This window comes from Streptomyces boluensis, from assembly GCF_009908195.1.
GTDB classification, from domain to species: domain Bacteria; phylum Actinomycetota; class Actinomycetes; order Streptomycetales; family Streptomycetaceae; genus Streptomyces; species Streptomyces boluensis.
In genome coordinates, this window is the sequence record NZ_JAAAHS010000635.1 from 1 (window position 1) to 2343 (window position 2343).

The 2343-nt window shown below is 72.6% G+C and carries 3 protein-coding genes; 2 read left to right on the forward strand and 1 reads right to left on the reverse strand.

Annotation, left to right across the window (positions count from 1 at the left end; translation table 11 throughout):
* Nucleotides 1-741, forward strand: a 741-nt coding sequence (locus GUY60_RS36885) for an FHA domain-containing protein (RefSeq protein ID WP_187370225.1), incomplete at its 5' end; no start/stop codon positions are given.
* Between the two features lie 35 nt (nucleotides 742-776).
* Here GUY60_RS36885 and GUY60_RS36890 read toward each other — a convergent pair.
* Nucleotides 777-1766, reverse strand: coding sequence for a methyltransferase domain-containing protein (locus GUY60_RS36890; protein WP_161705868.1), 990 nt, complete (start codon nucleotides 1764-1766; stop codon nucleotides 777-779).
* Nucleotides 1767-1878: 112 nt separating this feature from the next.
* On the opposite strand from GUY60_RS36890, the gene GUY60_RS36895 reads away from it, so the two are divergent.
* The gene (locus GUY60_RS36895; RefSeq protein ID WP_161705869.1) at nucleotides 1879-2283 is read left to right on the forward strand and encodes a globin; all 405 of its coding nucleotides are present in this window, start codon (nucleotides 1879-1881) and stop codon (nucleotides 2281-2283) included.
* Nucleotides 2284-2343 lie beyond the last annotated feature (60 nt).

Genomic DNA, 2343 nt, shown 5'->3' on the forward strand with positions numbered 1-2343 from the left:
GCACCCCCGGCCCCGCCGCAGCCCGGCTTCCCCGACCAGACCCACGGCGGTCCGGGTCAGGGCGGCCCTCAGGGTTTCCCGGAGCAGGGCCAGGGCGGTCCTCAGGGATTCCCGGAGCAGGGCCAGGGCGGTCCTCAGGGATTCCCGGAGCAGGGCCAGGGCGGTCCTCAGGGATTCCCGGAGCAGGGCCACGGCTTCCCGGACCAGGGCCCGCCCCCCGGCCAGCCCGGACCGGGCTTCCCGGGTCAGGGACCTGACCAGGGCTTCCCCGGCCAGGGTCCCGACCAGGGCGGCTTCCCCGACCAGGGCGGCTTCCCCGGTCAGAACCAGGCGCCCGCGGGCTGGACGGCGACCATCGGTCCCGACCGCGATTACTTCATGGCGATGATGCACCGCAGCGGCCCCGAGGCCGGCAGCCTCAACCTGCCCGCGTACTCCCCGGAGCAGCAGCGCCAGCTCGTCGGCAACCAGCTCACCATCGGCCGCCGTCGGCACTCCACCGGTGACACCCCCGACATCGACCTGTCGGTGCCGCCGGAGGACCCGGGCGTCTCGCACCAGCACGCGGTCCTGGTCCAGCAGCCGGACGGCAGCTGGGCGGTGGTGGACCAGAACTCCACCAACGGCACCACGGTCAACGGCGGCGACGAGCCCATCCAGCCCTTCGTCCCCGTACCGCTGCAGGACGGCGACCGGGTGCACGTCGGCGCCTGGACGACGATCACCGTCCGGCGCGGCTGAGCCCAGGGCTCAACACCGCCCGGATCAGGGGCAGTTCACGGCAGCGGCCAGGTGTACGGACCGGCTGGATCATCCAGCCAGGCCCATACGTCCTGGCCGCTGACCGTGACCCCGAACCGCTCCCGCACCGGCCGCCCCTCGCGCTGCCACAGCGCCAGCGCCTCGTGCGGATCGAGCACCCCCCGCGTCAGCGTCAGCAGGAACCGGAAGAGTTCGCTGTGCAGCGCCCGCCGGGGCAGGCCGCCGATGTACGGCTCCCACTCCGCCTCCCGGTTGCCGCCGCGCAACGGCACGAAGTACGCGGGCGTGTGCAGGAACCGCCCCTCCGCGTGCTCCCCGTCCCGTACCTCCAGGACGATCAGGCCCGTGGCCAGCGGCGCCAGGATCCGCGCCCCTGCGCTGCACTGCGCCGGCCAGGCCCTCGGCACGGTGGTCAACGTGCAGGTCGCGATGATCCGGTCGTACGGCGCCCGCTCGGCGCAGCCCAGCGCCCCGTCCCCGGTGACCACCGTCGGCCGGTACCCCGCCACCTCCAGGTGCCTGCGCGCCGACTCGGTGATCTCCGGATCCAGGTCGACGGTGGTGACCAGCTCGTCCCCCAGCCGGTACGCGAGGAGCGCCGCGTTGTACCCGGTGCCCGCGCCGATCTCCAGGACCGCGTCCCCGTCCCGTACGCCGAGCTCCACCAGCATCCGTGCCATCAGCGACGGCTGGCTGCTGGACGAGATCAGCTCCCCGTCGCGTACCCGGGTGGCCAGTGGCGTGTCCGCGTAAGCGCCGCGCAGCCAGCGGGACCGCCGGCCGGGGTCGGGATCCTCGCCCCACAACCGCTCGAAGCCCGTGGTCGTACCGATGAAGTAGTACGGCACGAACAGATGCCGCGGCACCTCCTCGAACGCCGCCCGCCAGCCCGGATCCCCGTCGAAGCCGCCCTCCGCGGCGATCTGCCGCACCAGCGCCTCCCGCACCGCGGTGGCCTCCGCGGCGTCGACGGCGGGCGGTTCTGGCGGCTGCGCGGCACCCATACCTCCACTGTGCTGCCACATCCCCCCGGAAGCGAGGCCTCCGACCCCTGTCCCGTTCACCGGAAGTCCTAGGCCTGGGGTCCTCGGCCGCCCCGTCTGAGACGATGGACGGGTGATGGAGATTCCGCGCGGCACGCTTCAGGAACAGACGTTTTACGAGCAGGTCGGTGGCGAGGAGACCTTCCGGCGCCTGGTGCACCGCTTCTACCAGGGCGTCGCCGAGGACCCGCTGCTCAAGCCGATGTACCCGGAGGAGGATCTGGGCCCGGCTGAGGAGCGGCTCGCGCTGTTCCTGATGCAGTACTGGGGCGGCCCCCGCACCTACAGCGACAACCGCGGCCACCCCCGGCTGCGGATGCGGCACGCCCCGTTCACCGTCGACCAGGCGGCGCACGACGCGTGGCTGAAGCACATGCGGGTGGCGGTCGAGGAGCTGAACCTCTCCGAGGAACACGAGCACACCCTCTGGAACTACCTGACGTACGCCGCCGCCTCCATGGTCAACACAGCGAGCTGACCGGCGACTTCGCACAGATCCCGGCATATGGCGAGGGGCCGCTCCGTACGCGTACGGAGC